Origin of the sequence: Mesorhizobium cantuariense, from assembly GCF_042647205.1 — a bacterium.
In the GTDB taxonomy this organism is placed as follows: Bacteria; Pseudomonadota; Alphaproteobacteria; order Rhizobiales; family Rhizobiaceae; genus Mesorhizobium; species Mesorhizobium cantuariense.
The window spans coordinates 3,571,148-3,592,770 of sequence record NZ_JBHRVD010000001.1 but is presented as its reverse complement, the minus strand read 5'-3'; the positions used below and the strand labels follow the sequence as shown (position 1 = coordinate 3,592,770).

27 protein-coding genes are annotated in these 21,623 nt (G+C 62.2%); 19 read left to right on the top strand and 8 right to left on the bottom strand.

The window, feature by feature from the left end; translation table 11 throughout:
• Positions 1–119 precede the first annotated feature (119 nt).
• The 5 genes from ACFOJ9_RS17330 to recJ all read left to right on the top strand — a co-directional run bounded on the left by ACFOJ9_RS17330 (position 120) and on the right by recJ (position 4,185).
• A complete protein-coding gene (locus ACFOJ9_RS17330) occupies positions 120–476 on the top strand; it encodes a hypothetical protein (RefSeq protein ID WP_378980158.1) in 357 nt (118 codons plus the stop codon).
• A 71-nt stretch (positions 477–547) separates the two neighbouring features.
• Positions 548–715, top strand: coding sequence for a Thivi_2564 family membrane protein (locus ACFOJ9_RS17325; RefSeq protein WP_109671537.1), 168 nt, complete (start codon positions 548–550; stop codon positions 713–715).
• 203 nt (positions 716–918) lie between these two features.
• Complete coding sequence (glpX, locus tag ACFOJ9_RS17320) at positions 919–1,902, top strand: class II fructose-bisphosphatase (RefSeq protein ID WP_378980157.1); 984 nt, start codon at positions 919–921, stop codon at positions 1,900–1,902.
• A 95-nt stretch (positions 1,903–1,997) separates the two neighbouring features.
• Positions 1,998–2,222: a DUF6434 domain-containing protein gene (locus ACFOJ9_RS17315; RefSeq protein WP_378980156.1), complete on the top strand. Its 225-nt coding sequence runs from the start codon at positions 1,998–2,000 to the stop codon at positions 2,220–2,222.
• 178 nt (positions 2,223–2,400) lie between these two features.
• On the top strand, positions 2,401–4,185 hold the full coding sequence (gene recJ, locus ACFOJ9_RS17310; RefSeq protein WP_378980155.1) for a single-stranded-DNA-specific exonuclease RecJ: 1,785 nt from the start codon (positions 2,401–2,403) through the stop codon (positions 4,183–4,185).
• A gap of 15 nt (positions 4,186–4,200) precedes the next feature.
• Here the strand turns inward: recJ and ACFOJ9_RS17305 are convergent, their stop codons facing one another.
• The 4 genes from ACFOJ9_RS17305 to folE form a co-directional block, all read right to left on the bottom strand.
• Entirely contained in the window at positions 4,201–4,758 is a 558-nt protein-coding gene (locus ACFOJ9_RS17305; protein ID WP_378980154.1) for a dihydrofolate reductase family protein, read from the bottom strand.
• A gap of 159 nt (positions 4,759–4,917) precedes the next feature.
• Complete coding sequence (locus ACFOJ9_RS17300; RefSeq protein WP_378980153.1) at positions 4,918–5,889, bottom strand: patatin family protein; 972 nt, start codon at positions 5,887–5,889, stop codon at positions 4,918–4,920.
• Positions 5,890–5,973: 84 nt separating this feature from the next.
• A complete protein-coding gene (hisI, locus tag ACFOJ9_RS17295) occupies positions 5,974–6,435 on the bottom strand; it encodes a phosphoribosyl-AMP cyclohydrolase (protein ID WP_378987827.1) in 462 nt (153 codons plus the stop codon).
• A gap of 91 nt (positions 6,436–6,526) precedes the next feature.
• Positions 6,527–7,183: a GTP cyclohydrolase I FolE gene (gene folE, locus ACFOJ9_RS17290; RefSeq protein ID WP_378980152.1), complete on the bottom strand. Its 657-nt coding sequence runs from the start codon at positions 7,181–7,183 to the stop codon at positions 6,527–6,529.
• A 239-nt stretch (positions 7,184–7,422) separates the two neighbouring features.
• On the opposite strand from folE, the gene ACFOJ9_RS17285 reads away from it, so the two are divergent.
• Together ACFOJ9_RS17285 and ACFOJ9_RS17280 are read left to right on the top strand one after the other, a co-directional pair.
• Positions 7,423–7,866, top strand: a complete 444-nt coding sequence (locus ACFOJ9_RS17285; RefSeq protein WP_378980151.1) for an iron-sulfur cluster assembly scaffold protein — start codon at positions 7,423–7,425, stop codon at positions 7,864–7,866.
• A gap of 14 nt (positions 7,867–7,880) precedes the next feature.
• Positions 7,881–8,360 carry a cell envelope integrity protein TolA gene (locus ACFOJ9_RS17280; protein WP_378980150.1) on the top strand — a complete coding sequence of 160 codons (480 nt, stop codon included), beginning with the start codon at positions 7,881–7,883 and terminating at the stop codon, positions 8,358–8,360.
• Positions 8,361–8,381: 21 nt separating this feature from the next.
• Here ACFOJ9_RS17280 and ACFOJ9_RS17275 read toward each other — a convergent pair whose 3' ends face one another.
• On the bottom strand, positions 8,382–9,299 hold the full coding sequence (locus tag ACFOJ9_RS17275; protein WP_378980149.1) for a LysR substrate-binding domain-containing protein: 918 nt from the start codon (positions 9,297–9,299) through the stop codon (positions 8,382–8,384).
• Positions 9,300–9,391: 92 nt separating this feature from the next.
• Here ACFOJ9_RS17275 and ACFOJ9_RS17270 point away from each other — a divergent pair, with 92 nt between their 5' ends.
• From ACFOJ9_RS17270 to ACFOJ9_RS17240, 7 genes are all read left to right on the top strand, one after another.
• Positions 9,392–9,550 (top strand): hypothetical protein, encoded by a 159-nt coding sequence (locus tag ACFOJ9_RS17270; RefSeq protein WP_378980148.1) that lies wholly within the window; start codon positions 9,392–9,394, stop codon positions 9,548–9,550.
• Between the two features lie 165 nt (positions 9,551–9,715).
• Positions 9,716–10,090 carry a membrane protein insertion efficiency factor YidD gene (gene yidD / locus ACFOJ9_RS17265; RefSeq protein WP_378980147.1) on the top strand — a complete coding sequence of 125 codons (375 nt, stop codon included), beginning with the start codon at positions 9,716–9,718 and terminating at the stop codon, positions 10,088–10,090.
• Positions 10,091–10,237: 147 nt separating this feature from the next.
• Positions 10,238–11,065 (top strand): class D beta-lactamase, encoded by an 828-nt coding sequence (gene blaOXA / locus ACFOJ9_RS17260; RefSeq protein ID WP_378980146.1) that lies wholly within the window; start codon positions 10,238–10,240, stop codon positions 11,063–11,065.
• 125 nt (positions 11,066–11,190) lie between these two features.
• Positions 11,191–13,167 (top strand): threonine--tRNA ligase, encoded by a 1,977-nt coding sequence (thrS, locus tag ACFOJ9_RS17255; protein ID WP_378980145.1) that lies wholly within the window; start codon positions 11,191–11,193, stop codon positions 13,165–13,167.
• Positions 13,168–13,251: 84 nt separating this feature from the next.
• Positions 13,252–14,190 carry a lysophospholipid acyltransferase family protein gene (locus tag ACFOJ9_RS17250; RefSeq protein WP_378980144.1) on the top strand — a complete coding sequence of 313 codons (939 nt, stop codon included), beginning with the start codon at positions 13,252–13,254 and terminating at the stop codon, positions 14,188–14,190.
• A gap of 108 nt (positions 14,191–14,298) precedes the next feature.
• Positions 14,299–14,574, top strand: a complete 276-nt coding sequence (locus ACFOJ9_RS17245; RefSeq protein ID WP_378980143.1) for a type II toxin-antitoxin system ParD family antitoxin — start codon at positions 14,299–14,301, stop codon at positions 14,572–14,574.
• Complete coding sequence (locus ACFOJ9_RS17240; RefSeq protein WP_183451696.1) at positions 14,564–14,878, top strand: type II toxin-antitoxin system RelE/ParE family toxin; 315 nt, start codon at positions 14,564–14,566, stop codon at positions 14,876–14,878. Before ACFOJ9_RS17245 ends, ACFOJ9_RS17240 begins: the two co-directional genes overlap by 11 nt.
• A 29-nt stretch (positions 14,879–14,907) precedes the next feature.
• Here ACFOJ9_RS17240 and ACFOJ9_RS17235 read toward each other — a convergent pair whose 3' ends face one another.
• Positions 14,908–15,870 (bottom strand): hypothetical protein, encoded by a 963-nt coding sequence (locus tag ACFOJ9_RS17235; protein WP_378980142.1) that lies wholly within the window; start codon positions 15,868–15,870, stop codon positions 14,908–14,910.
• Between the two features lie 156 nt (positions 15,871–16,026).
• On the opposite strand from ACFOJ9_RS17235, the gene ACFOJ9_RS17230 reads away from it, so the two are divergent.
• Complete coding sequence (locus ACFOJ9_RS17230; protein ID WP_378980140.1) at positions 16,027–16,611, top strand: nitroreductase family protein; 585 nt, start codon at positions 16,027–16,029, stop codon at positions 16,609–16,611.
• Complete coding sequence (locus ACFOJ9_RS17225) at positions 16,612–17,220, top strand: flavin reductase family protein (RefSeq protein WP_378980138.1); 609 nt, start codon at positions 16,612–16,614, stop codon at positions 17,218–17,220.
• Here ACFOJ9_RS17225 and ACFOJ9_RS17220 read toward each other — a convergent pair.
• On the bottom strand, positions 17,217–18,098 hold the full coding sequence (locus tag ACFOJ9_RS17220) for an HpcH/HpaI aldolase/citrate lyase family protein (RefSeq protein WP_378980136.1): 882 nt from the start codon (positions 18,096–18,098) through the stop codon (positions 17,217–17,219). The genes ACFOJ9_RS17225 and ACFOJ9_RS17220 overlap by 4 nt on opposite strands.
• Before the next feature lie 3 nt (positions 18,099–18,101).
• Entirely contained in the window at positions 18,102–18,554 is a 453-nt protein-coding gene (locus ACFOJ9_RS17215; protein WP_109671518.1) for a MaoC family dehydratase, read from the bottom strand.
• A gap of 152 nt (positions 18,555–18,706) precedes the next feature.
• Here ACFOJ9_RS17215 and ACFOJ9_RS17210 point away from each other — a divergent pair, with 152 nt between their 5' ends.
• The 3 genes from ACFOJ9_RS17210 to ACFOJ9_RS17200 all read left to right on the top strand — a co-directional run bounded on the left by ACFOJ9_RS17210 (position 18,707) and on the right by ACFOJ9_RS17200 (position 21,425).
• Positions 18,707–19,831 (top strand): DUF2336 domain-containing protein, encoded by a 1,125-nt coding sequence (locus ACFOJ9_RS17210; protein WP_378980135.1) that lies wholly within the window; start codon positions 18,707–18,709, stop codon positions 19,829–19,831.
• A gap of 176 nt (positions 19,832–20,007) precedes the next feature.
• Positions 20,008–20,667, top strand: coding sequence for a poly-gamma-glutamate hydrolase family protein (locus ACFOJ9_RS17205; RefSeq protein WP_378980133.1), 660 nt, complete (start codon positions 20,008–20,010; stop codon positions 20,665–20,667).
• Entirely contained in the window at positions 20,604–21,425 is an 822-nt protein-coding gene (locus tag ACFOJ9_RS17200; RefSeq protein ID WP_378976343.1) for an IS5 family transposase, read from the top strand. The genes ACFOJ9_RS17205 and ACFOJ9_RS17200 overlap by 64 nt, the downstream gene beginning before the upstream one ends.
• Positions 21,426–21,623 lie beyond the last annotated feature (198 nt).

Genomic DNA, 21,623 nt, shown 5'->3' with positions numbered 1-21,623 from the left:
GCCGCGCGGGACAGGAATTCCGCAGGCATTGAGGTCCGGTCCGGCGGCGCACAGCCGCCACTGACCGGAACGAATTCGCGCCGACGCCGTTCTCTTGTTCAGCAACGAGAGGAACCTTCATGGCCGATACCAACAAGTCCGACACCCCGAACATCGACGACATCCAGAAGACGCTGGAAAAGCAGATTGCCGAACTGCGCAAGGAGATCACCAAGATCAACAAGAGCATTTCGGCGCGGAGCGCGGAAATGCTCGATGACGCCAGCGAACAGGCTTCCGAGTTCTACGACACGGCCGCGAGCCGCGCGTCGCGAACCGCGCAGCAGCTGCGCACGCAGGCCCATGCCGTTTCGGAAGTAGCGCGTGAAAATCCCGGCACGACGACAGCCGTGGTTGGCGCGATCGGTCTGCTCGGCTTTCTGGCCGGCTTCGCCATCGGTCAGTCGACGAACGATACGTCGCGCCGCTGGTATTGACCGCGGCGCGATAGGGCCGGGTTTTCCGGCTCATTTGCCTGTTTCAGCACATCATTTTTGAGGAGGGCACTATGGCTTCATCCGCGTTGATCAGCATCCTGATCACATTCCTCGTCATCATCCTCGTTCTCTATCTGGTTCAGCGCCTGCCGCTCGATGCCCGGATGAGGCAGATCGCCCAGATCATCGTCATCATCATCGGCATCATTTCGCTGCTCAAATACCTTGCGGTCTTCTAGGCCGCGAAGGGCGCCGATGTTCAATTTTCATGCCGGCTCGGTTCTTTTCGGCCGGGCCTGCGTTGTTTCGAAGAGCGGTTTAATCGATTGATATTGCTGGCTATTCGATAAAACTCTTGGCAGGTCTTGCCGTTGTCATGCTCGTTTGACAAAACAGGCCCGCCTCCGGCGGGAGGCCGCATTGCCAACGAGGAAATCACCAGATGAACGTGGCCCAGAACATCGTCGCCGGTCTTGACCGGATACTCACCATGGAACTGGTGCGCGTCACCGAACGGGCCGCTGTCGCGGCCGCCAGGCTGCGCGGGCGAGGCGACGAAAAGGCGGCCGACCAGGTCGCCGTGGATGCCATGCGCCAGGAACTCAACCGGCTTGCCATCAAGGGCACGGTGGTGATCGGCGAGGGCGAGAGGGACGAGGCACCGATGCTCTATATCGGCGAGGAAGTCGGCTCCGGCAAAGGTCCGGCCGTCGATATCGCGCTCGATCCGCTCGAAGGCACGACGATCTGCGCCAAGAACCTGCCCAATGCGCTCGCCGTCATCGCGATCGCCGAGAAGGGCAGCCTGCTGTTCGCGCCCGATGTCTACATGGACAAGATCGCCATCGGCCCGGGCTATGCACACGGCGTCATCGACATCGATGCCTCTCCGGCCGAGAACATCGCCAGTCTCGCTCGGGCCAAGGGCGTCGCTATATCGGACATCACCGCCTGTATCCTCGACCGGCCACGTCATGCCAAGCTGATCGATGCGGTGCGCGCCACGGGTGCCGCGATCCGGCTGATCGGCGACGGCGATGTCGCCGGTGTCATCCACACCACGGACCCGGAAGAAACCGGCATCGACATCTATCTCGGCACTGGTGGCGCACCCGAGGGCGTGCTGGCCGCGGCCGCGCTGCGTTGCACCGGTGGCCAGATGCAGGGCCGGTTGATCCTCGACACGCCGGAAAAGGTCGCACGTGCTGCAAAGATGGGTATTTCCAATCCAAAACGGATCTACCATGCGGAAGACATGGCGCGCGGCGACGTGCTGTTCGCGGCGACCGGTGTCACCGACGGCAACATGCTGGCAGGCGTCAAGTTCGGCCGCAATTGCATCACCACCCACACGATCGTCTTGCGCTCGTCATCGCGGACCGTGCGCGAGATCAAGGCCCGGCACCAGGATCTGGATAAGTTCTAGCTTCAGGCTTGTTATTGGCTCGGGTGCTTGCGGAGCCGCATCGCAGTTGTTAGCCCTGTGGCGGCATCGGATGATGCTGCCACAGGAATTTGACGATGAAACCGTTCGACTGGCACGCGGATCCGATTTCGCGCGCCACCGCCATCACGAAGTCCTATCGCAACACCCAGAACGTGCGCCGCTTTCTCACACGAGAATGCGGCGAGGCGTTCAGGTTCGACCGGCCGTTCATGGCCTGGCTCAAGGACGGTGCGGACAAGACGATGGGCGATGCGGCCGACGAATGGCTTCGGCGCCAGGCTGAAAAGCGGAAAGCGTAGTTTTCTTGACATCATCCGCGACGGCGCACACCCGTGAACCGCTTGGCTTTGCCTGCCTTTGGCCTAAAGCGCGTCGCGTTCACGCGGCGCGCTTTTATGCATGTCGTTATCCCAAAACCGCTGCACACTTTTGGGCGACATGCACTATCCTGCGGCCAATCATGGGTTGGCAAAGCGTATGACCGGCGAAAAACGCCTCTTCCTCGATGTCAGGCAGTCGGCTACCGGGGTCTCCTGGGAGCACCGGCTGACCGAGCGACAGGACATGATTGCGCTCGCCATCGCACAGGGCCATGGCGTGCCCGATGTCGTCGCGCGGGTGCTTGCCGGTCGTGGCGTCACCGCCGAGCAGACCGAGCGGTTTCTCGACCCGACGATCCGCGATCTTCTGCCGGATCCGGCATCGCTGACCGACATGGACAGGGCGGCGGCGCGCATCACCGCCGCGGTGATGGCCAGGGAAAAGGTGGCGATCTTCGGCGACTATGATGTCGACGGCGCCGCCTCGTCGGCCTTGCTGAAGCGGTTCCTTACGCATTTCTCGGTGCCGTCGGAAATCTACATCCCCGATCGCATTTTCGAGGGCTATGGGCCCAACCCCGACGCCATGCGCGAACTTGTTTCGCGTGGCGCGACGCTGATCGTCACGGTCGATTGCGGCACCAATAGCGCCGTTTCCATCGATGCCGCCAACGAGGCCGGGGCCGATGTCGTGGTGCTCGACCACCACCAGGTCGGCGGTGCTTTGCCGGCGGCAATTGCCGTCGTCAATCCCAACCGCGACGACGACCTTTCCGGGCAGGGCCATCTCTGCGCCGCAGGCGTGGTCTTCCTCGCCCTTGTGCAGACGGCCAAGATCCTGCGTAGCCGCATGGCCGATACCACGCCGCCGGACCTGCTTTCGCTGCTCGATATCGTGGCACTGGCCACCGTCTGTGACGTGGTGCCGTTGATCGGCGTCAACCGCGCCTTCGTGGTCAAGGGGCTGCAGATGGCGCGCCAGCAGAAGAACGAAGGGCTGGCGGCACTGGCACGGGTGTCACGCATCGGCGAGCCGATCAGCACTTTCCATCTCGCTTATCTGATCGGCCCGCGCATCAATGCCGGCGGGCGCATAGGCGATGCCGCACTTGGCAGCCGGCTGCTTGCGACCGACGACCCGGTCGAGGCGCGCACCATTGCCGAGACGCTCGACCGGCTCAACCAGGAGCGGCAGCTGATGGAGCAGGAGATGCTGGCGGCAGCGCGCGCCGAGGCCGATGCCGAGCTTGCCGGCGGCAATGGTCCGGCCATCGTCGTCACCGCCAGCAACGCCTGGCATCCGGGCATTGTCGGCCTGCTCGCTTCGCGCTTGAAGGATCATGCCCGCCGGCCTGCCTTCGCCATCGCCTTCAACGCCAACGGCACCGGCACCGGCTCGGGCCGCTCGGTGTCGGGTTTCGACCTCGGCCGGCTGGTGCGCGAGGCCGCCGATGCCGGGCTGATCGTCAAGGGCGGCGGCCACGGCATGGCGGCGGGCATCACCGTGGAGCGGGCGAAGCTTGGCGAGCTCAGGGCGTTTTTCGAAGAGCGGGCGGCAGCCGATGTGTTCCGCCTGCAAGGCGAGGAAAGCCTCGCGGTCGACGGCGCGCTTGCCGCCGAAGGCGCGACGCTCGGACTTCTCGACGCGCTGGAAAAGGCCGGCCCCTTCGGAGCCGGGCATGCAGCCCCCGTTTTCGCGCTGCCGCGTCACCGGCTGGCCGATGCGCGGCCGGTCGGCACCAACCACATCCGCGTCGAGCTGCAATCGGAAAGCGGCGGCCGCATCCAGGCGATCGGCTTTCGCGCCGTCGATACCGCGCTTGGCGAATTCCTGTTCAAGAACCGGGGCAAGACAATCCACGTCGCCGGTTCGCTGTCGGGCAATTACTGGAATGGCAACCGCACCGTGCAGTTTCGCATCACCGACGCGGCGCGGGCGTAGCCGCCGGAGGCCAACTCAGTTGGCCGGTGCGTAGCGCAGCAGCGTCACGCCCTGAGCAAGGCTTTCCGCGCCGAGCGGCTTCAATGTCAGTGACAGGCCGGACTGGAAATACGGCTTGCCGCCGCCCAGCACGACCGGATGCATGTAGAGCCGGTATTCATCGATGAGAGCGGCTCTCGCCAGACTGGCTGCAAGATCGGCGCCGCCGAGGATGACGAGGCCATCAACCTCCGCCTTGAGAGATCGTACCGCAGTCAGGGCATCGTCATGCACCAGCCGGGCATTGTGCCCGACTTGCCGAAGCGTGGTTGAGAACACGATCTTCGGCGTCTCTCGCCATGCACGGGCAAAATCCCGTTCGACCTCGGTGGCGCCGGTCTCGCGATCCGGGCTGTCCCAGAAGCGCATCATCTCGTACATCCGGCGTCCGGTGAGGACGACAGAGGTCTGTTTCATCATGTCATTGAAGTGCTGGTGCAACTCCGCCTCGGGTACAGGCAAGCCAATGTCCCCGTCCTGCCCGGCGATGTAGCCGTCCAAGGACGTCAGCATGGAATAGACGATTTTGGCCATCGGTGCCTCCGTTCGATTTTTTGCAGACGACCATAACCAATTGCATTTTGCAATCGGTTTATCGCAAGGTGAACGGAAACGGGTGCGATACTTCGGGGGCACGATGGTTCCATCACTGTGACGGAACCGACCAATCATGTGTTGAATGGGCAGATAGGCCTAGGCCAGAACGGTCTGCAGCCGGGTCAGTTCGCCGATCTGCGCCATCGTCGCCTGATAGCCGAGGTTGATCGCCTCGTCGGCGCGGTGGAACTCGGTCAGTCCGATATGGCTGAGCTTCGGCTGCAGCGACATGTCGGGCGGGTCGCCGGCAAGCCTGGCGCGCGAAATGCGGTCCTGGATGATGTTGAAGGCCTCTACCATGACGCCGGTGATGCCGAGCCGGGTCTGGTGCGACTGGTGGGCGGGGTCAACATGGCCGGGCCTCGGCGCGTCCTTTTCGACGACCAGTTCGCCGGCGCTGTGTTTTATCACGGCGGCGCGCCCGAACAGGTCGTAGTGAAGATTGACCGCTACGACGAGCGGCTGCTCATAGGCGCGGCAGACCGAAACCGGCACCGGGTTGACCAGGGCGCCATCGACCAGCACGCGGCCGTTGCAATTCACTGGCTCGAACACGCCGGGCAGCGCATAGGAGGCGCGCATGGCGGTGATCAATGAGCCGCTCGACAGCCAGATCTCGTGGCCGGTGCGGATTTCGGACGTGACTGCGACGAACGGCTTGGCTAGGTCCTCGAAACGGATGCCGGCCATGTGCTCGCGCAGCCGGGCGTCGAGCTTCATGCCGCCGAACAGGCCGCTGCCGCGCAAATTGAGATCGAGCAGGCCGAAGATGCGTCGCTTGGTCAGGCTGCGGGCGAATTCTTCCAGTTCGTCCAGTTTACCGGCAAGGTAGCAGCCGCCGACCAGCGCGCCGATCGAGGTGCCAGCGATCATCGACACTTCGATGCCGGCTTCATCGAGCGCGCGCAGCACGCCGATATGCGCCCAGCCGCGGGCGCAACCGCCGCCCAAGGCGAGCGAAATGCCGAGTTTCCTTGGTGGTATTGTTTCGGACGCGCCGCCTGACGAGGACAGGCCGCTGGCCTCCCTGACATCTGGTCTGTTACGCAATGACGCCCACTCGAGCATCATGATCTCCCTTGTCCCACGGCTAATATACGGGCAGGCCGTATCGAAATGATGAATCTATGTGGTTGGTGTCAGGCAGAAGGTTCAAGCTGATGGTTTCCGATACGTGTTTTCCGCATCGAACAGCGGCTTGCTGCCGTCGTCGGCAAGCGTCCCCTTGCCATCAACCAGCCCCACCGTCCGATAGAAGCATGAACGCCGACCAGTGTGACAGGTTGCGTCGTGGCCCAACACTTTGACGCGCAACCATATGGCGTCCTGGTCACAATCCGCGAGCATCTCGACGACATGCTGAAAATTGCCTGATGTTTCGCCCTTTTTCCAAAGCGCGTTGCGCGAGCGCGACCAGTAGTGGGCGATGCCTGTCTCAAGCGTCAGCGCCAGCGCCTGCGCATTCATGTGCGCAACCATCAAAAGCATGCGGTCCTCGGCGTCGGTGACGACGACCGTGACGAGGCCGGCTGCATCGAAGCGCGGTGAAAACACCGCGCCTTCTTCGAGAGCCTTCTTGTCTGACGGAGCTTTTGGAAATTCCAGTGCCGACATCCCGGGTCTATTTTCCTGTTTGACCATGATCTCTGGACAAACGGCTTCCGTTTGTCCGAGAAAACCGGTCTCCACTTTTCGGGATCATGGTCTAGCGACGTCGACTTGGGGGCTGCGCCCCAGCGCCGCGCACCATGGTGACGAAACGGACCTGCTCTTCGGGCGTGTCCTTGAAGACGCCGGTGAAGGTCGAGGTCAGAGTGGTGGACCCCTGCTTGCGGATGCCGCGCATGGCCATGCACATGTGCTCGGCTTCGATCATGACGGCGACGCCGCGCGGATTGAGCACGTCCTGGATGACGCCGGCGATCTGCGCGGTCAGGGCCTCTTGGGTCTGCAGGCGATGGGCAAAGATATCGACCACGCGCGCAATCTTGGACAGGCCGACGACCTTGCCGTCCGGCAGATAGCCGACATGCGCCTTGCCGATGATCGGCACCATGTGGTGCTCGCAATGCGAATGGAATGTTATGTCCTTGACGATGACCAGGTCATCGTAGCCGGCGACCTCCTCGAAGGTGCGGCCGAGCTCATCGGCGGGGCACATGTCGTAGCCGCCGAACATTTCGCGAAAGGCCTTGGCCACGCGCTTGGGCGTATCGATCAGCCCTTCGCGGTCCGGATTGTCGCCGGTCCAGCGCAAAAGCGTGCGCACGGCGGCCTCGACTTCGGCTTCGCTCGGCCGGTCGGTAACCGGCTTCTCCATATAGGCTGACTGGGGCATGAGTTTCTTGATGACGGCATCCATAAAGGCGTCTCCCGTAGTCCCTCTCGACGGAGGAACGAGTTGAACGGACCACGACCTTTCGGTGTCGGAAACTCGCCCCGTTTCCAGCCCCGCAAGTGGCGTGAACTTCCCGGCAAGGACACTGGCTTTCGTTGTCTTGTCGATACCGGACTGCCAGCATTATATAAGGTCATGACGAGCGAAAGGAAGACACGACAGCGGCAATCGCTGTTCGCTTGGCGGCGACAGATTGGAAAATAATGATCAACGACGTCTACAATACGAAAATTCTCGGTTTTGCCGGAAACATCGCCCGCATCGGTCGCCTCGATCATCCTGACGCGACCGCCAAGGCGCATTCCAAGCTGTGCGGCTCGACCGTCACCGTCGACCTCAAGATGCAGGATGGCGTGGTCACGGACTTTGCCCATGATGTGAAGGCTTGCGCGCTCGGCCAGGCGTCGTCCTCGATCATGGCGCAGCATGTCGTCGGCGCGAGCGCCGAGGAATTGCGCGCGGTGCGCGACACGATGCTGAAGATGCTGAAGGAAAATGGCGCCCCGCCAGACGGCCGCTTCTCCGACCTCAGATATCTGGAGCCGGTGCGCGACTACAAGGCCCGTCATGCCTCAACCATGCTGACTTTCGATGCCGTGGTCGACGCGGTCGGCCAGATCGAGAAGCGCGCTGAAGAAGCGGCCTGATCTTGAGATTTGCCTTGTCTACGGTGCGCGGGCTTCGCAGAGGCGCCCAAACTCTTTGCTTCCACGGCTTGGTATTTGCCGGGAGCCTTGCCCTCTCACTTGCGTTGAGCGTTGGCTCGAGCCGAGCGGAAACAGCAGTCCAGCGGGATATCGGCGACTACCTCACGAAAGCCATTCAGGTGTGTTGGAACATGCCTGCAAACACCAGAAGCGTTGCGCGCGTTCAGATCAGCCTGAACAAGGACGGGTCGCTCGCCGGCCCGCCAAAAATAGTCAGTCCTGTAACGCCGCCGCTGGACAAGGTTGCCGAGGCCGCCGTTCGGGCAATCACGCGCTGCGCACCATTTCCCAGGCTGACATCATATGCTGCCCACTACGATATGTGGCGCGATGTCATCCTCACATTCAACCCGGGAGAAGACTCACCGGGCGAGCTTCCGGCTGCGGATGCGCTCGACAAACTCTTCGAAAAATATAGCAAGAAGACAAAGTAGCGGGAGCACGGCCGGAAGGGTTCAAGCCTGCGCTTCCAGCACCCGCCTGCTTTCGGCGAACTCGCTTCTGAGCCAGTCGGCGAAGGCGGCGGCAGGCTCCGAAAGATCGCGCAAGCTTCTTGCCACCAGCCAATAGGCGCCGGATGCGACGTCGATGTCGAACGGCTTGATCAGCGTGCCGGATTTGATTTCCCCGCCGATCTGCAAGAGATCGCCAAGCGCCACGCCATGCCCGAGCAGGGCGGCCTGCTTTGAAAGCGAGGCGTCCGCCAGCATCGGACCGCGCGCGGGCACGGCGTCGGCCGGCACGCCGGCCGCCTCGAACCAGCGCGCCCAACCCTGACGGTTTTCCTCGTGCAAAAGCGTGTAGCAACCAAGATCGATGGGCTTCTCGAGGGCAGGACCCGAGGCAAGCAGCGCCGGCGACAGAACCGGCGAATCGACTGTCGAGGCAAGCCGCTCGGCCTGGCTGCGCGGCCACGAGGTGGCATGCGCGCTGAAGCGCAAGGCAAGTTCGGGTTGATCGCTGCGGAACTCGATCAGCCTTGGATCGACTTCGAGGGAGACGTCGATATCGGGCCGCAACTGGCGAAATCGATTGAGCCGGGGGACCAGCCACACGGATGCAAGCGACGGCTCGACACTGACGCGAACCACGGACTGCGCCGGCGTCGCCACCAGTTCCCCAAGCAAGGTGTCGATGGCGTCGAAACTTTTGACGAGCTGATCCAGCAGACGCCGGCCGGTGTCGGTCAGTTCGACACGGCGATGGTGACGTTCGAACAGGGGCTGGCGCAGGAAGGTTTCGAGTTCGCGGATCTGCCGGCTGATCGCAGCCTGCGAGACGAAAAGCTCCTCGGCGGCCCTGCTGAAGCTCAGATGCCGGCCAGCCGCCTCGAAGCTCCTCAATGCCGTCAGCGGCAGGCGCCCACGCTTCATTTCGCATAACCCAGGATTATCCGAAGTGGAAATTATACTCGTTTGAAGGCGAAGGCCAGCGGCGGTCTAATCCATGTCAAAGGAGGCCGATCATGATCCAGTTGCTGAGCATCTTTGGCGATGTCATGCGGATCGCAACGTTTCAATGGCGCGACGAAAGACAGCGTGAAAAACGCCGCGAAGAGCAGACCTGTTCTGGCCGCTGGGCGCCTTCGGCTGACAGGCAGCCGTTTCGCCGTTTCCGTCCGTGACGGCGGGAGGCGCGCAAGGAGCGGGGATTGCGTTCTCCAGTGGAAGCCCACATCTATCGTGTGGGAATGCATTTGTTTGAGCGTGATCTTTGGACAAACGGTTTCCGTTTGTCCGAGAAAACCGGCTCCCACTTTTCGGGATCATGCTCTGGAACGGAGACTGCGGTGGGCGACCAGCATGGGCATGCGCATATTGCCGGACCGCCAAGGCGCGGCCGCAACTGGCCCGGCCCGTGGCGCAAGACGCCGGGCCGTTTGCTCGGCACGTCGCTCGTGCGCCTTTACCAGCTGATACTGTCCGGCTTTGTCGGCAATTCTTGCCGGCATCTGCCGACCTGTTCGGAATATGCGCATGAGGCGATCGCCCGCCATGGCCTGTGGGCCGGCGGCTGGATGGGATTTTTCCGCGTGCTGCGCTGCGGGCCATTCGGCACGCATGGCATCGACCGCGTGCCGGAGGTGCTGGCGGATCGTTATGTCTGGTTCACGCCATGGCGGTACTGGCGGATCGGCAGCAAGCGTGGCGAAGCGCAGGACTGATGGCGCCGGTCATGTCCCGGCGGCACTGCGCGTTTACGATCCGGTAGGGTTAACGCAAGCCTGCACAAAGACTGCGCATTTGAGACAAAATCGAGACAAGAGACCCCGCTAAGCCGCTCGCGAACCCCCTTCTGGAGCGAGCAGAAAATGCGCAATTTCGACCGTCTTCCCTTTATCTTTGCCGGGATCCTCTTTCTGCTCGCCTGGCTGCTGGGATTTCCACTGCGTGCGCAATCGGCGCCACTGGGGGACGTCCAATGCACGGTGATTGCAGATGCGGCGAGCGGCAAGACGCTTTACCAGGATGGGATGTGCGACCAGCGGTTCAGCCCGGCATCGACGTTCAAGGTGCCGCTGTCGCTGATTGGGTATGATGCCGGAATCTTGCGCGACGAGCACACGCCGAGCTGGGACTACAAGCCGGAGTTCAAGGCGGTGAAGCGGGACCAGAAGACCGTCGATCCGGTGGTCTGGGAGCGGGATTCGATTCTGTGGTTCTCCCGGGAAATCACCCGTCGGCTTGGGCCGCAAAGTTTTGCCGGTTATGTCTCGAAATTCGACTACGGCAACGCTGATGTTTCCGGCAATCCCGGCAAGAATGATGGTCTGACCCAATCCTGGGTGAATTCTTCCCTGAAGATCACGCCGGTCGAGCAGGTCGATTTCCTGCGCAAGCTGCTGGCCCGCAAGCTGCCGGTGTCGGCCAGGGCTTACGACATGACATCAGCCATCATTCCAACCTTCCAGGCCGGTGACTGGACCGTGCAAGGCAAGACCGGAAGCACCAGGCTACGCAACGACGCCGACAAGGTCCAGGACAAGCGCTCGCTCGGCTGGTTCGTCGGCTGGGCGAACAAGGATGGCCGCCAGATCGTTTTTGCGCGGCTTGTCGTCGACACCAACCGCACCGATATGCCGAAGGGCCTCAAGACCCGAGCCGCGTTCCTGAAGGACCTGCCGCTGCTCGTCAAATGAACGCCTGACACCTGAGCCGGGCTTTACGGCGGCGGAAACTGTCCATAAAAGACAGCCGCGCCGGACGCATCCGGCTTTTCCCACGACCACCCGCGCTCGTTTGCGGGACTGGATAGGAGATACACATGCTGAATGCCGTTTCCCTGACATTTCCCGATGGTTCCGTCCGCGAATACGACGCGGCGATGACCGGTGCCGGCCTGGCCGAATCGATCTCCAAGTCGCTGGCCAAGAAGGCCGTCGCCTACGCGATCGACGGCACGGTGCGCGACCTCAGCGATCCGCTCGGCAAATCCGGTAAGGTCGAGATCGTCACCCGCGACGATCCGCGCGCGCTGGAATTGATCCGCCACGACACCGCCCATGTGCTGGCGGAAGCCGTGCAGGAATTGTGGCCGGGAACGCAGGTGACCATCGGGCCGGTGATCGAGAACGGCTTCTATTACGACTTCGCCCGCAACGAACCGTTCACGCCCGACGATTTTCCGGTGATCGAGAAGAAGATGCGCGAGATCATTGCGCGCAACAAGCCGTTCACCAGGGAAGTCTGGTCGCGCGACAGGGCGAAAAAAGTCTTTGCCGACAAGGGCGAGCGCTACAAGCTGGAGCTGATCGACGCCATTCCCGAGGATCAGGATCTCAAGATCTATGCGCAGGGCGACTGGTTCGACCTTTGCCGTGGTCCGCACATGGCCTCGACCGGGCAGATCGGCAGCGCCTTCAAATTGATGAAGGTAGCCGGCGCCTATTGGCGCGGCGACTCGAACAATCCGATGCTGACGCGCATCTACGGCACGGCCTGGGCCGACCAGGCGCAGCTAGAAGCCTACCAGATGATGCTGGAGGAGGCCGAGAAGCGCGACCACAGGAAGATCGGCCGCGAGATGGACCTGTTCCATTTCCAGGAGGAGGGGCCTGGCGTCGTCTTCTGGCACGCCAAGGGCTGGAAGATGTTCCAGAACCTGGTCAACTACATGCGCCGTCGCCTCGACGAGCAGGGCTATCAGGAGGTCAACGCGCCGCAGGTGCTCGACAAGAGCCTGTGGGAGACGTCAGGCCACTGGGGCTGGTATCGCGACGCCATGTTCAAGGTGACGGTCGCCGGCGACGACACCGATGACGACCGGGTCTTCGCGCTGAAGCCGATGAACTGTCCGGGTCATGTGCAGATTTTCAAGCATGGGTTGAAGTCCTATCGCGATCTGCCCGTAAAACTTGCGGAATTTGGCAATGTGCATCGCTATGAGCCGTCGGGCGCGCTGCATGGGCTGATGCGCGTGCGCGGCTTCACGCAAGACGATGCGCACATCTTCTGCACCGAGGAACAGCTCGCCGCGGAATGCCTGCGCATCAACGATCTGATCCTGTCGACCTATGCCGATTTCGGTTTTGAAGAAGTTAGCGTCAAGCTGTCGACACGGCCGGACAAGCGCGTCGGCACCGACGAAGCATGGGACCACGCCGAGGCGATCATGGGCAGCGTGCTGGAGACGATCAGGACGCGGTCCGGCAATCGCATCAAGACCTCGATCAATCCGGGCGAGGGCGCCTTCTACGGGCCGAAATTCGAGTATGTGCTGAAGGATGCCATCGGCCGCGAATGGCAGTGCGGCACGACACAGGTCGACTTCAACCTGCCGGAGCGTTTTGGCGCCTTCTATATCGGCTCGGATTCCGAGAAGAAGCAGCCAGTGATGGTGCACCGCGCCATCTGCGGCTCGATGGAGCGCTTCCTTGGCATCCTGATCGAGCACTACTCCGGTCATTTCCCGCTGTGGTTCGCGCCGTTGCAGGTGGTGGTGGCGACGATCACGTCGGATGCCGACGGCTATGCCACCGAGGTGGTGGCAAGGTTGAAGGCCGCAGGGCTGTTGGCGGAAGCGGATCTGCGCAACGAGAAGATCAACTACAAGGTCCGCGAACACTCGCTGGCCAAGGTGCCGGTCATCCTCGTCTGCGGCAAGCGGGAGGCGGAAGAGCAGACGGTCAACATGCGCCGGCTGGGCTCACGCGACCAGGAATCGCTTGGGCTTGACCAGGCGATCGCGCAGTTGACCGAAGAAGCGATCACGCCCGACCGCCGGCGCAAACGCGCGGCCTGATCGGCATCGTTTCGACCAAATGGCGGTGGAGCGATCCACCGCCATTTTCATATCCCTGTCACGCCGATCTTGTAACGAGCCCCTATGCTCAAGCTGAAATTGCGCGAACGACCATTTCCCGAGCTTTCCTATGCCAATCCGCGCCAGCCGGCGCTGACGCGCTGGTTCATTCATTCAGTCGAAGGCCTGTCGGGCCGCGACCGCTACACGGCGCTTTACGATTTCTGGCGCCGCCAGGTCGTGCCGACAGGCGAACGCGTGTTCAGCCGCATGCTCGACCTGATCGACGTCCGGGTGCGGACATCAGATCAATGGCCGCCCGCACAATTGCCGGATACGCCGCTGGTGATCGTCGCCAATCATCCCTTCGGTATCGGTGACGGCATCGCCGTGCTGTCGTTGGTCGAGCAGCTCGGACGTCCGTTCCGGGTGATGATCCACAAGGACCTGCTCAAGATCCGCGAGATGGAGCCTTACTCGCTGCCGATCGACTTTTCCGAGACCAAGGACGCGCTGAAGAACAACATGGCCGTGCGCCATGAAGCGGTGCGGTTGCTGAAGGAGGGCGTCACCATCGTGGTGTTTCCGGCCGGCGGCGTCGCCACCGCGCCGAAGGGCTTTGGCCGGGCGCGCGATCTGCCGTGGAAGATATTTCCGGCCCGTCTCGTCCAGGACGCCAGGGCGTCGGTCATTCCGATGCATTTTTCCGGGCAGAACGGCAGGCTGTTCCATCTCGTCAGCGGCCCGATGAACATGGCCGAGAGTGATGGCCGCCTGGCGAAGTTCGTCGGCAGGGCCTCTCTGACATTGCGCACGTCGCTGCTCATTCACGAATTCGCACGGCTGTCCGGCAAGGCGATCGACGTGCGCGTCGGCAATGTGCTGAGCTGGAGCGAGTTGGAGCCATTGCGCGACCGAAAGGCATTGCTCGACCGGCTGTATCGCGGCGTGTTCGACCTCGCGCCAGCTTTGCCACGCCGCCGGATTCCGTTCCTGCCGGCGCGGACCAAACTGGCGGCTTGAGGCAGCCAAACGTCCGGCTCACAAGGGGGCCGAGTCTCGGCCGTCCATTGCAGAAATAGTATGACACTGTAACGTCACGTGCTATAGAGAGGCAAGGAAGGACTTGCCATGAGAACCAGCAAACCGATCACCGTGACCCTTGGCCGCCAGCAGAGCAGCGTCGACGCACGCCTGGCGTCGGGCGCCTACGACTCCGCCAGCGAGGTCATGCGCGCCGCGCTGCGTGCCCTCGACCGTGAGGAGCAGACCATCACCGCGATCATGCGCGCCAAGGTCCAGGAAGCTCTTGACGACCCGCGTCCAGACATCCCGGCAGAAGAGGTCTTCAAAGCGCTGCGCGCCCATCATGCGGACCGCATGAAGACCTCCAAGCGTGACACATAAGGTCGTCTTCAGGCCGGCGGCTCAAGCCGACCTCTTCGCCATCTACAACTACATCGAAAACGACAGCGGGAGTCGGCGTGCCGGCGACTATGTCGATCGCATAGAGGCCGCGTGCATGGCGCTGTCCACCTTCCCGGAACGCGGGACCGTGCGCGACACCGTTGGCCCCGGCGTCCGCATCGTCGGTTTTGAACGCCGCGTGTCGATCGTTTTCCGGGTCGACGGTGGCACCGTGGTCATCCTGCGCGTGCTCTACGGCGGACAGGATTATCCGGCCGGTTCAGAGGATGACGCAGACACCTGATTCCCCCGGTAGGAAGTGCGAACTACAATCTAATCCGCGCCTTCTTCGGGGTCCATCGCCGCGGCCTCGGTGGCCAGAACCTCGATTTCTTGGTTCTGCCCGGCGACGACCGTAAAATCCTTCTGATAGATGCGGTCGCGGTTCTTGGCGATGATGGTGTAGTCGCCCTCGGCCAGCACCATCGAGGCGAAGGCGCCGACGGTTTCCTTGATCGGATCGCCGGATTCGTTGAGCAGCGACCAGGACGTGTCGGCGATCGCCTCGCCGCCGGTTTCGCGCACCAGCTTCATCGTGATCTCGGCGGCGTGGTGCTCGACGGTGGCTTCGGTCAGCTTGCCGGCCTCGACGCGGATGTCGGAGCGGATGACCGCGTTGACCGCGCCATAGGTCGAGACGATGTGGTAGATGCCGGCGTTGAGCCGCACGACGCTGTTGGGCTCGACATCGGGAATGATCAGCGCGCGGTCGCCATTGGCCTCGGCGGTGCCCTCGTAGATCGAAAAGCGCAGCTTCTTCGGTGGAATGCGCACGCCGCCGGAGAGCACCGCGTCGAGCTTGAGGCCACCGGCATCGAGCACGAGGCTCTCGCGCTTGGCGTCCTTGCCGACAGTGATGCGCTTGGTGGCGCCGGCCCGGCCGTAGGAGGCGTGAACCAGGTAGCTGCCGGGCTCGAGCTGGAAGACGGCGGAGCCGCCATGGGACGAGGCGACCATCGGCAATTTGCCGTTGACGGCTTCGGGCTTGAAGACCCGCCAGACAATGCCGCGCGTGATGTCGGCGCCCTTGTCGGTCAACTGGGCGGACAGTGTGATGGCGCCGCCGCCGCTCAGCGCCAGCGATGTCTCGCCTTTCGGCGTCGCGTAGCTCGAAATTCCCGGAAGCTTCAGGTCGGTGACACCGTCGACGTTCTGCGCCATGGCGAACGAAACCGGCGCCATGAACAGCAGGGCGCCGAGCCAGACCAGGAAAAGACGGACAGTCCCCTCAAACATGCCTTGCGTTGAAGCCCATGGCGGTGGCAATTTCAAGGCTTAAGAGTCCGATCAGTATGACTCTTACCTCCGGCGTATCCGCGCCAATGCCCGAGCCGCCCGAATTCCCGATGGTGCGCTTCAGCTCAAAACAGAATGTCTAGGAGACTTGCGCCCATGGCGTCGCCGATCATCGATTTCCTGCTGACCCGAAACTCCGCTCCGATCCCCGATTTGAAGGAGCCGGCGCCGAGCGATGCGGAGATCGCCACGATGATCGCCGCTGCCTCCCGGGTGCCCGACCATGGCCGATTGGAGCCCTGGCGCTTCATCCTCTACCGTGGCGACGCTCGCGTTGAGATCGGCAGACAACTGGCCGCCCTTGCCGAGCAGCGGGAGGGCCCCTTGCCGGAAGGCCGCCGCAACCAGGAACTGGCGCGGTTCTCGCGCGCGCCGCTGGTGATCGGCATCGTGTCGATCCCCAGGGAGAATCCAAAGATCCCGCAATGGGAAATGTTCCTCTCAGGCGGCATGGCGGCGATGAACCTGATGATATCAGCCAACGCGCTGGGTTATGGCACCAACATGATCAGCAACTGGTATTCCGATGTACCGGAGGGCCGGGCGCTGCTAGGACTGGCGCCGCAGGAGCGGGTTATCGGTTTCGTCCATATCGGCTCCTATGCCGGCCCGGCGCCGGAGCGGCCGCGGCCGGATCCGGCAAAGCTTTACGGCGACTATTCGGGACCATGGAACGGTTGAATGTTTTATGAGCCTTCAAAGGGCCACGGTCTGCCACACGACCCGTCGAAGGCGATCGTGGCGCCGCGTCCGATCGGCTGGATTTCGACGCTGAACAGGGCTGGTGAGATCAACCTCGCGCCATACTCCTTCTTCAATGCCGTTTCGACGCGGCCGTTCATCGTCTGGTTTTCCTCAGAGGGTGAGAAGGACAGCGCCTCCTTTGCGCAGGAGACCGGCGAGTTCGTCGCCAATCTGGTCAGCCGCGATCTTGCGGAGAAGATGAACCGCACATCGGTCAATGCACCGCGCGGCGTCAATGAGTTCGTCTATGCCGATCTTGCCATGGCGCCGTCGCGCCTGGTCGCGCCGCCGCGCGTGGCGGCAGCGCCGGCAGCGCTTGAGTGCAAGGTGACGGAAGTCTTTCGGCCAAAGGCGCTGGACGGATCGCCGACAAGTGCTGTGGTCGTGGCCGGCGAAGTGGTCGGCGTGCACATCGACGATGCCTTCCTGACTGACGGCCTGTTCGACATCACCAAGGCCGGCAACGTCGCTCGTCTCGGCTATATGGACTACGCCAGCGTCGACGAGGTGTTTTCGATGCGCCGACCGCGCTGGGACAAGGATTAGGCCGAGACTCCCGCCGCCTTGGCCCGCGCCAGAAGTCGTTCGGCCAGCCGCAGATGGGGGCGGTCGTACATCTTGCCGTCGATGCCGACGACGCCGGGATTTCCCGCCGCCTGGAATGCCGCGACGATCGCCGCCGATTGTCTCACCGCCTCGGCTGACGGCGTGAAGGCGGCGTTGATGACCGGCACCTGATCGGGATGGATCGCCATCTTACCGGTGAAGCCATCGCGCTCGGCTTCGGTGCATTCTGCTTCGAAGGCCGCCATGTCGCGAAAATTCGGAAAGACGGTGTCGATCGCCGCAACCTCCGCCGCACCCGCGGCGAGTATGGTCATGGTGCGAGCGTGACGGAACACGTCCGTGTAGCGGCCGCGCTCGTCGCGCGCCGTGCGCGCGCCGATCGCCGCCGACAGGTCTTCTGCGCCCCAGGTGAGACCGGCAAGCCGCGCGCTCGTGCCGGCATAGGTCGCCGCCGCCAGCACGCCGGCCGGCGTTTCGGTGATGATCGGCAGGATCTTGATCGCGCCGTCGGTCAGATCGTTTTCGGCCTCGCGCACCCTGAGCTTTGCCGACAGGTGCTGCACATCCTGGCCGCTGTTCGACTTGGGCAGCATGATGCCGTCGGGTCGTGCCGGCACCAACGCCGCCAGATCGTCATCCGTCAGCCCGGTCGACAGGTCGTTGACCCTGACATAGATGGCTGAACTGGTTCGCGCCCTGCGTTCCAGGATGAAGCGCGCCGCCACCTCGCGCGCCAGCGCCTTGTTGTGCGGCGCCACGGAATCCTCGAGGTCGACGATGACCACGTCGGCGCCGGCACCAAAACCCTTTTCCAGCTTCCTCTGGGAATCGCCGGGGACGAACAGCAGCGAACGCATGCGTCAGATCGCCTTCTTCAGCATCATCGCTTGCCTGGTGCATTTGGCGACGAGATCGCCATGCTGGTTGTAGGCGCGATGCTCGAATTCGACGATACCGCGATCGGGTTTCGATTTCGACTCCCGCACCGAGATGACTGTCGTCTCGACCCGGATGGTATCGCCATGGAAGACCGGATGCGGAAACACGGTCTCCTTCATGCCGAGATTGGCCACCGTGGTGCCGACGGTGATGTCGTTGACCGAGATGCCGATCATCAGGCCGAGCGTGAACAGCGAGTTGACCAGCGGCTTGCCCCATTCGCTCTTGGCGGCAAAATCGAAATCGATATGCAGCGGCTGCGGGTTCAGCGTCATAACCGAAAACAGCATGTTGTCGCTTTCGGTGACGGTCTTGCGCAGCGTGTGCTGGAAGACATGGCCAACGACGAACTCTTCCAAATAAAGCCCGGCCATATCCTGCTCCTCTGCTGCCCATGGGGTTGATAGGCGCTGCGTTCGGGGCTCGCAAGCCAGTTAATGAACATGGTGAACCGTTCGTAAACCATTTCTGCTTACGGTCCTGAACGGGGCCAGAACCTTCTGGCAAGGGGCGTAAGCAGACGGGCATGGTTGTTGTTTCGCATTTCCTGAAATGGATCTACACCGCCAGGGTGTCGGAGCGCGCCGCCGCGGCGAGCGCGCTGGCCCGAGCCTATGTCAATTCCGACCTGCCATTCGAGGACCGCTGCGCCGCCGAGGCAGCACTGACGCTGCTGCTCGACGATGCCTCGTCGAAGGTGCGTCTGGCGATGGCCGAGGCGCTGTCGATGAGCCACCACGCGCCATTGCAGATCATCAGCGTGCTTGCCTCCGACCAGCCGGAAGTCGCCGGCGTGGTGCTGGCGCGCTCACCGCTGCTCACCGATGCCGATCTGATCAACCGCGTGGCCTCGAGTCCGAAGGCGACGCAAAAATTGATCGCCGACCGGCCGCTGGTGTCGATGGCGCTGTCGGCGGCCATCGCCGAGATCGGCGAGGCGGAAGCCTGCGCCGTGCTGCTCGCCAACAGCGGCGCCGACATCGCTTTGCTCAGCTTCCGCCGCATGGCCGAACGCCACGGCCATCTGCCTTTGGTGCGCGAGGCGCTGATATCGGACGCGCGCCTGCCTGCCGACTGCCGGCATATGCTGCTCGTCAAGCTCGGCGAGATGCTGAAAACGTCGCCGCTGGTGATGGCATTGATGGGCGCGGCGCGAGCCGACCGCGTCATGCGTGACGCCTGCGTCAAGGCTTCGGTGACGCTGATCGAGGGCACGCGCCAGGAAGAGCATTCCGCGTTGATCGAGCATCTCAGGCTGCGTGGCGATCTCACCGCCAGCTTTCTCATCCGCACCATCGCGCATGGCAAGGTCGATTTCTTCGGTTCGGCGCTGGTCGCGCTCAGCCAGCAGTCCGAACAAAGGGTGAGGGCGCTGCTGGCCGGCGGGCATGACGTCGCGCTGCAGGCGCTGTTCCGCAGCGCCGGCCTCGCCGCCGCCACCCACGCCATCATCCTGCGCGCACTGAAGATCTGGCGCGAGGTCGCCAACGGCAAGCGCGTCGCCGGTGTGCAGGAGGTCAGCTGGCTGATGCTCAAGGAAGTGGGCGGGCAATCCGCCGAAGGCGATCTTGCCACGCTGGTCAAGTCGATCCATCTCGATGCGCTGCGCGAGAACGCGCGGGGTCACGCGCTGGCGATCGCGGCGGCTTAGATGCAAGACGCTCTCGATATCGCGCAGTGGATTTTCGATTTTCCAAACAGGTGGAAATGACATCTGCTCGACGATCGATGAGAAGGCTCTTTGCCAACCTTCTAGTCTAATACTATCGTGCCCATCCTCAGTACATGTATATTTGAGACGGATAAATCCGCTGGTTGGGAGGGGGCATGGGGGATCGATATTGCGATTTTGCAGAACTTGAGAAAGCCGAACGCGAAGGCACTCATTTTCGAAGATTCTCCAAAAGGAGAGCGTCAAATATTGCTATAATTGCACCCCATGGTGGAACGATTGAACCAGGAACTTCCGAAATCGCGTTGGCAATCGCCGAAGATGATTTCCAATTTTATTGTTTCGAAGGCTTGGTCGACGCTAAGCATGAGCGGTTCCATATTACTTCTACGCGATTTGATGAGCCCCAATGTTTAGCGTTGATAAAACCGTGTGATGTGGTGATCGCAGTGCATGGACTCGAAGGGTCGTCGAAAAAAGTTGATGTTGGCGGAATGGACATTTGGCTTCGGGATCAAATTTCGAGAAAAATTGGTGAAGCTGGTTTTGGCAGTCAGACAATGTCTACGGGCAATCACGCGGCGACTAACCGCCGGAACATTTGCAATCTGGGAAAAATGGGCCGAGGCGTTCAACTTGAGATAACAAGAGGTCTAAGGGATGCATTCTTAGTGTCTGACCCGAAAAGAAGTTGGGTGATATCAGCGGCTTGTGATTCAGTCGGTGTTGCGAAGCATCGACGGAGAATCCCATGTGGACCGATATCACCCGAGCCAAGCATGCCCGCAAAGGGCTGCGGTATTCAAGCGATTTGACGGATATGGAGTGGGCGGTTCTTGATCCGGTGATTCCGCCCCGGTCCCGACTTGGGCGCCCGCCGAAATGGTCGCGGCGCGAGATCATGAATGGACTGTTCTACGTGCTGCGCAGTGGCTTGCCATGGCGGATGCTGCCCAGGGACTTGCCGCCGGTGTCGACGCTGCAGCGCTACTTCTACGCTTGGCGCGACTGCGGCCTTTGGAGCACCATCAATCATCTGCTGCTGATGAGCGTGCGTCTGGCCACCGGTCGCCAAGCCTCACCCAGCGCCGGCGTGATCGACAGTCAAAGCGTGAAAACCACGGAGAGCGGCGGGCCTTGCGGTTACGATGCCGGCAAGAAGATCAAAGGCCGCAAGCGCCATATCCTCACCGACACCCTGGGTTTGCTCGTCGGCGCGGTCATCCATACCGCCGATATCCAGGACCGCGACGGCGCTCCCGACGTTCTGGCCTCCATTCGAGCCAGCTTTCCTTGGCTGCGCCACGTCTTCGCCGACGGCGCTTACGCCGGTGAGAAGCTTGAGACCGCCCTTCATGGGAAAGGCGACTGGACGCTCGAAATCATCAAACGATCCGACACCGCCAAGGGCTTCGAAGTGCTTCCACGTCGATGGGTCGTCGAGCGCACCTTTGCATGGTTCGGACGAAACCGACGCCTGGCCAAGGACTTCGAGGCCACGATCGAAAGTTCCACCGCATGGCTCTTGCTGGCCTCCGCTCAGCTCATGACGCGCAGGCTGGCAAACCATTGATCCGCTTCAAAAACATTATGAGTCAGACTCTTAGATGGGTCTGAAAATTTGAATATCTTTGCAGGAGCCATTCGAAACGCACTTGCAATGCCGCGCCCTGAAGGTGCCTAGAAAAGGCCTTTGCGGAAATTCAACTCCGTTCGCTGCGGAGAAAATGCGGGAGTCCTCGACGCGCTGCGCGAGAATGCGCACGGACAC

Bases quoted from the DNA above. Each gene is read 5' to 3' on its own strand.
- ACFOJ9_RS17305 (WP_378980154.1), bottom strand. From the start codon at position 4,758: ATGGCCAAAATCGTCTATTCCATGCTGACGTCCTTGGACGGCTACATC.
- ACFOJ9_RS17235 (WP_378980142.1), bottom strand. From the start codon at position 15,870: ATGTTTGAGGGGACTGTCCGTCTTTTCCTGGTCTGGCTCGGCGCCCTG.
- ACFOJ9_RS17275 (WP_378980149.1), bottom strand. From the start codon at position 9,299: ATGAAGCGTGGGCGCCTGCCGCTGACGGCATTGAGGAGCTTCGAGGCG.
- ACFOJ9_RS17325 (WP_109671537.1), top strand. From the start codon at position 548: ATGGCTTCATCCGCGTTGATCAGCATCCTGATCACATTCCTCGTCATC.
- folE (WP_378980152.1), bottom strand. From the start codon at position 7,183: ATGGATGCCGTCATCAAGAAACTCATGCCCCAGTCAGCCTATATGGAG.
- hisI (WP_378987827.1), bottom strand. From the start codon at position 6,435: ATGTCGGCACTGGAATTTCCAAAAGCTCCGTCAGACAAGAAGGCTCTC.
- ACFOJ9_RS17300 (WP_378980153.1), bottom strand. From the start codon at position 5,889: ATGCTCGAGTGGGCGTCATTGCGTAACAGACCAGATGTCAGGGAGGCC.
- ACFOJ9_RS17200 (WP_378976343.1), top strand. From the start codon at position 20,604: ATGTGGACCGATATCACCCGAGCCAAGCATGCCCGCAAAGGGCTGCGG.
- ACFOJ9_RS17330 (WP_378980158.1), top strand. From the start codon at position 120: ATGGCCGATACCAACAAGTCCGACACCCCGAACATCGACGACATCCAG.
- ACFOJ9_RS17230 (WP_378980140.1), top strand. From the start codon at position 16,027: ATGGCGTCGCCGATCATCGATTTCCTGCTGACCCGAAACTCCGCTCCG.
- ACFOJ9_RS17225 (WP_378980138.1), top strand. From the start codon at position 16,612: ATGTTTTATGAGCCTTCAAAGGGCCACGGTCTGCCACACGACCCGTCG.
- ACFOJ9_RS17245 (WP_378980143.1), top strand. From the start codon at position 14,299: ATGAGAACCAGCAAACCGATCACCGTGACCCTTGGCCGCCAGCAGAGC.
- ACFOJ9_RS17285 (WP_378980151.1), top strand. From the start codon at position 7,423: ATGATCAACGACGTCTACAATACGAAAATTCTCGGTTTTGCCGGAAAC.
- thrS (WP_378980145.1), top strand. From the start codon at position 11,191: ATGCTGAATGCCGTTTCCCTGACATTTCCCGATGGTTCCGTCCGCGAA.
- ACFOJ9_RS17220 (WP_378980136.1), bottom strand. From the start codon at position 18,098: ATGCGTTCGCTGCTGTTCGTCCCCGGCGATTCCCAGAGGAAGCTGGAA.
- glpX (WP_378980157.1), top strand. From the start codon at position 919: ATGAACGTGGCCCAGAACATCGTCGCCGGTCTTGACCGGATACTCACC.
- ACFOJ9_RS17250 (WP_378980144.1), top strand. From the start codon at position 13,252: ATGCTCAAGCTGAAATTGCGCGAACGACCATTTCCCGAGCTTTCCTAT.
- ACFOJ9_RS17315 (WP_378980156.1), top strand. From the start codon at position 1,998: ATGAAACCGTTCGACTGGCACGCGGATCCGATTTCGCGCGCCACCGCC.
- blaOXA (WP_378980146.1), top strand. From the start codon at position 10,238: ATGCGCAATTTCGACCGTCTTCCCTTTATCTTTGCCGGGATCCTCTTT.
- ACFOJ9_RS17205 (WP_378980133.1), top strand. From the start codon at position 20,008: ATGGGGGATCGATATTGCGATTTTGCAGAACTTGAGAAAGCCGAACGC.
- recJ (WP_378980155.1), top strand. From the start codon at position 2,401: ATGACCGGCGAAAAACGCCTCTTCCTCGATGTCAGGCAGTCGGCTACC.
- ACFOJ9_RS17215 (WP_109671518.1), bottom strand. From the start codon at position 18,554: ATGGCCGGGCTTTATTTGGAAGAGTTCGTCGTTGGCCATGTCTTCCAG.
- ACFOJ9_RS17210 (WP_378980135.1), top strand. From the start codon at position 18,707: ATGGTTGTTGTTTCGCATTTCCTGAAATGGATCTACACCGCCAGGGTG.
- ACFOJ9_RS17270 (WP_378980148.1), top strand. From the start codon at position 9,392: ATGATCCAGTTGCTGAGCATCTTTGGCGATGTCATGCGGATCGCAACG.